The 4,464-nt window shown below is 61.3% G+C and carries 5 protein-coding genes; 1 reads left to right on the top strand and 4 read right to left on the bottom strand.

All coding sequences use genetic code 11. The features are described 5' to 3' along the window. Positions 1–294: 294 nt before the first annotated feature. Positions 295–651 (bottom strand): hypothetical protein, encoded by a 357-nt coding sequence (locus AC1Q61_RS17415; RefSeq protein ID WP_042450945.1) that lies wholly within the window; start codon positions 649–651, stop codon positions 295–297. Between the two features lie 189 nt (positions 652–840). Between AC1Q61_RS17415 and AC1Q61_RS17410 the strand changes: the two genes are divergently transcribed. After that, complete coding sequence (locus AC1Q61_RS17410; RefSeq protein ID WP_003944971.1) at positions 841–1,179, top strand: RNA polymerase-binding protein RbpA; 339 nt, start codon at positions 841–843, stop codon at positions 1,177–1,179. A gap of 444 nt (positions 1,180–1,623) precedes the next feature. Here the strand turns inward: AC1Q61_RS17410 and AC1Q61_RS17405 are convergent, their stop codons facing one another. From AC1Q61_RS17405 to AC1Q61_RS17395, 3 genes are all read right to left on the bottom strand, one after another. Continuing rightward, positions 1,624–2,802, bottom strand: a complete 1,179-nt coding sequence (locus AC1Q61_RS17405; protein ID WP_209908676.1) for a PrsW family intramembrane metalloprotease — start codon at positions 2,800–2,802, stop codon at positions 1,624–1,626. Further along, complete coding sequence (locus AC1Q61_RS17400; protein WP_228400993.1) at positions 2,799–3,452, bottom strand: hypothetical protein; 654 nt, start codon at positions 3,450–3,452, stop codon at positions 2,799–2,801. The genes AC1Q61_RS17405 and AC1Q61_RS17400 overlap by 4 nt, the downstream gene beginning before the upstream one ends. Before the next feature lie 136 nt (positions 3,453–3,588). Then, entirely contained in the window at positions 3,589–4,419 is an 831-nt protein-coding gene (locus tag AC1Q61_RS17395; protein WP_042919763.1) for a hypothetical protein, read from the bottom strand. Positions 4,420–4,464 lie beyond the last annotated feature (45 nt).

The raw sequence follows: 4,464 nt of genomic DNA, 5'->3' as shown, positions 1-4,464 counted from the left end.
CACGACCACCCCCACACAGCGTTGTGACGATCAGCGTTGTGACGATCAGCGCCGGGAAGTGTGGCTCGGGGATTGAAGAGAAACATCGCACCGCCTCGATATCGAGTGGAAACCATGTGGCGATCCTGCGAGAGCGCAGCCGAAGGTCATCGACCTCGACGAAGGGTCGCTTCGAAGTCCGAACCTCCCCGAAGGTCCGAACTCAGGATCAAAATTTGTCGTCGTCAGGCGTCAGGAGCACCGCAGTGTTGCAGTGCTCGACGCAAGGCTAGAAACCGGTTGCCCACACCTGCTCTACCGGAAACGTTCGGCTTCGCGGGCAAGCTCGGTCAACCGTTCACACAACTGTGTGAGCTCTGAACTCTCTGCGCCCTCGGCAACTGCTGTCGCCACATCTTCGGCAGCGCATCGGACCTCGAACATCCGATCCACGAGTTCGACCGCTTCGACTGCGGTCAAGATGACGGCGTCAGCCGGGATCGACGTGCCCTTGACGGCATTGCGCTGCTCGTACGCACGCTGTCGACAAGACTGGCTGCAGTACCGGCGTCGACGACCGACACCGGTCACCGCGACCTCTCGACCACACCACACACACGGGTTTCCCGAACGCGCAGACTGCGGTGATCCGACGCGTGTGCTCTCAGCCATGAATCGACACTGTACTCGAGATTCGGACGCCTTCGATGAACGCGCACGGTACCCGGTAAGATGGAGAGGTTGCGTCTTCTCGCCACACGGGAACCAATCGGGTGCTCGTGGCGTTGTAGATGAGTGTGAGCGTCTACTCCCCAAGTCAGGGCGCCCACCAGCGGTGACGAACGAAGAGAGGACACCACCATGGCAGATCGCGTACTTCGAGGTAGCCGACTCGGAGCTGTGAGCTACGAGACCGACCGTGACCATGACCTCGCGCCCCGTCGTATGGCCAAGTACAAGTGCGAGAACGGCGAGATCTTCGACATCCCGTTCGCGGACGAAGCCGAGATCCCCGGCACCTGGTTGTGCCGAAACGGCCTCGAAGGCACCCTCATGGAGGGGACTGCTCCCGAAGCCAAGAAGGTCAAGCCTCCCCGCACCCACTGGGACATGCTGCTCGAGCGTCGCTCGGTCGAGGAACTCGAAGAGCTCCTCAAAGAGCGTCTCGATTTGCTGAAGGCCAAGCGTCGCGGCGCATGAACTAGCACTTCGATCAAGACCGTCCGGTTCTACACCGGGCGGTCTTTCTCGTTCTTCGGGGAGTGATCGTTCACAAGTCGACGTCATACTTCGGCCCTTCTTCGACGTGGCAACTTCAGGATGCTTCGCGGTCCTCAAAGACACTTCAGGGCAACGTCATTCAGCATCCAGGCGCACTTGCGGGCCGACAGTGCGCAAATCCTGGACTTGCGCTGAAGAACCATCGGCACTGCTTCATGCACCAGTGTGAGCTGTATCCCCCACCCCGCGACACACCAAACTTCGGTACACCAAACTTCGGTACACCAAACTTCGATACGGAGTGAACTGGTAGCCCAGTCACTCGGCCGGGTTGCTTGCCAAGTGACGATGGCAAGCAACCCGGCCGACTGGGGTGTGGGTGAATGTTTTGCGGTGCTGAACGGTTCTTCCGCTACTTCCCGGTCACCGAGTGATGCTCTGTGCCGCGGTTCCTTGGCGGAGGCGGGTGATTTCGTTGCGTGATTCGACGACCTGGGGGCTGTCGTCGCCCTTGCTGACAGCAAGGTCGCTGCACAGATCCAGCGCGGCACGAACGATATGTCGTCGTTGGCGACGTTCGGTGCGAGTGGGTGCGGCTTTCGCGTAAGTACGTTGTTGTCGCCATCCGCCGGCGGCTGTCACCTCGGCGTCGGTCAGGACGCCGGACTCGATTTCCGGGGCGAGAATGTCACGGACGAAGTGGGATTCACGTGGGTGCGCCCAGACGAACGCGATCCACAAGGCAGTGAACGCGAAGACGATGTCGCCGATCATGATGACGAACACGAGCGAACTGCTGCCGCCGGCGATCGCGAGCATGGAATCCCACACGCCGTGGATCAAGATGGGTGCCACGATCAACGCCAATCCGCGTCCGATCCGCCGGGGCTGGGCCGGGGTGCCGATCAGATAGATCACGCCGGCGCAGAAAAGGGCGGTGAACAGGGGATGAGAGACGATGTCGGAGTAGGTGCGGGTGGCGATGGAACCGAGCAGGCCGTCGGTTTGGTGGGCGCCGAAGCCCTGTGTTGCGCCGGCAATCGAGTACAGAAAGTCTTCGCTGGTCTGAAATCCCAAGCCGATGAAAGCACCGAGGAGCAGGCCGTCGGTTGCGGTGCGCACCAGGCGTGGTGCAAGCGCGAGGAGGACTACGATGCCGATGCCTTTGGCGGTTTCCTCCACGAAGGGTGCAGAGAGGCCCGCATGCCAGTCCTGAGCCCATACCTGCCCGAAAATCTTCGAGTAGAGCGAACCGACTGCTCCGTTCGCGGGTACTGCGATAGTGAACGTTGCTGCGGTGGCGCCCCAGATGAAGCCGGTGACCACTAGTCCTACGGGTTGGCGTTCGTAGCGGTCGATGTGCCGGAACCACCATGTCCAGACCGCGGCGCTGATGACGCCGACGATGCCGGCAACGAGGAGTGCGCGCCCGAAGTATCCGGCGAAGGGAGCAAACATCTGCCAGCCTTTGACGAGGCCGAATCCGCACATCCACAGGTATATCCAGAACACGACGTTGCGTTGCTGGAAGAAGTGAAATTTCTCGCCCCAGGCCGTCGTATCGAATGCGCGGGAGCGGGTTTCGAGGAGATCGGTGCTCACTTGGTGTCTCCCTCGTGTGTGCCGATAGAGGCGATCATGTCGGTGATTTCTCGACTGCGGGCGGCGATCTGATCGGGTGGGCCGACTACCTGTACCCGAATTCCCTTGCCGTCGACGACGAATGTGGTCACCGATCCGGCGGACCGCGGAGTGTCAAAGCTGACCTGGACGCCGCTCAGACCCCCGGCGGTGCTGATCGGCTGGCGCGCACCGGAGACCGCAAGCACGGAACTGCCGTTCGTCGCAAGACTCACGGCATCTGTTTGGGAGAGGAGTTCGTCGGCAGTTCCACTGAATGTGTCGGCGTCGACGCTCACGGTGACGGTGCCATCGGTCAACGTCACACGTGGGAGCGAATCGGACGCGCCATGTTGGTCGGTTCGGAAACCACTGTCGACATTCCAGCCCGCAGGTGCGGCGAAGGAGACCGTTTCGGTCACGGCCATCCGGTCTCCGGCGCCGGTTGGATCTTCGGAGGAGACAGCGGAATCGATGGCGGGCACGATCACGGTCCAGAGCATCCACACCGCCAAGATCGCGAGGGCGTGTGGGAAGACTCGTGTGTCGAATCCGAGGAAGCGGTGATCCGCTGGTGGACGTCTTCCGTGTAGGGGCTCGTGCTTGTGTGCAGTACTCGAAATAACGCTCAATTTCCCTCGTTTCCATTGCACGGCAGGTGCACTGACTATCGCAGAAACGGACAAATTCCGTGCATCAGCCGGCACCTGCCGGTCATCGAGACGATCGTGCACCAAGTTCCCGTAGGCGCGAGATCACCGAGAGCTCCTAGTCGACGGTGAACCGTCGCATCGCCAGATGTCCGAACACGCCGACCAGAATCAACGTGACGCCTGCGGCCACGGAAACGGAGTCGGTCACCAACCCCGCGATGCCGGTCACGGCTACGAACACCGGCAAAAAGTCGAACAGCCTGAAAATCGACTGCGGTGGTTCGGTTTCGAGGCCCTGAGCCTGAGCGGCCTTGTTCGGCGCATACTCGGGGTACCACTCGGTGAAGGAGATCGCGAAGAAGGTTCCGAGCAACTGCAGAATCCATCCGGTCCAGAAGTTGTCACCGTCGTGCAGCAGTGCGTCTCCGAACAGGCCCACTACGGCCGACCAGGTGAAGGCGAGAGCCCACACCGCCGTAATGACGTAGTTGATGCGCAGAAACAGTGGCGTCGTCCAATACTCTTCAGGCGTCGACTCTTTCGCGTACTGCAAAGTAAAAGGATTGCGGAGCAGGATCGATCCGAAGGCAAAGACCACCAGCGCGATGTTGGTCAGTTCGCCTCCCCAGAGTTCGAACCACCGAATCGTGTTCGCCGACGCGAGGAGGCCGATGGCCGCCAGAACGCCGAAGAACACGACGTCGAAGACCTCCAACAGCTTCACGGTGCCGCCGCGCCGGTGACTGGCCGCCAAGATCAGCAGCGACAACCCGAGGGCTGCGGCCGCGGATTCCTCGAACCTTCCCGGCCCGGAGAGCAAGGACAGCAAGATCCACGGCGACAGGCCGGCGAGCGGTGACTGCAGAACCGCGTCGACGACACTGGTTTTGTGAACTGCATCCCGGGGCTCGGACTTGTCTGGCTCGGTTTTCTCAGGCTCGGTCACAAGAAGCCGCCTTACGCAGGAACGGGTGGCACAGCGAGTACCCGC

Source organism: Rhodococcus sp. MPR-R1B, assembly GCF_058793255.1.
This window is presented reverse-complemented; position numbering and strand designations above follow the sequence as displayed.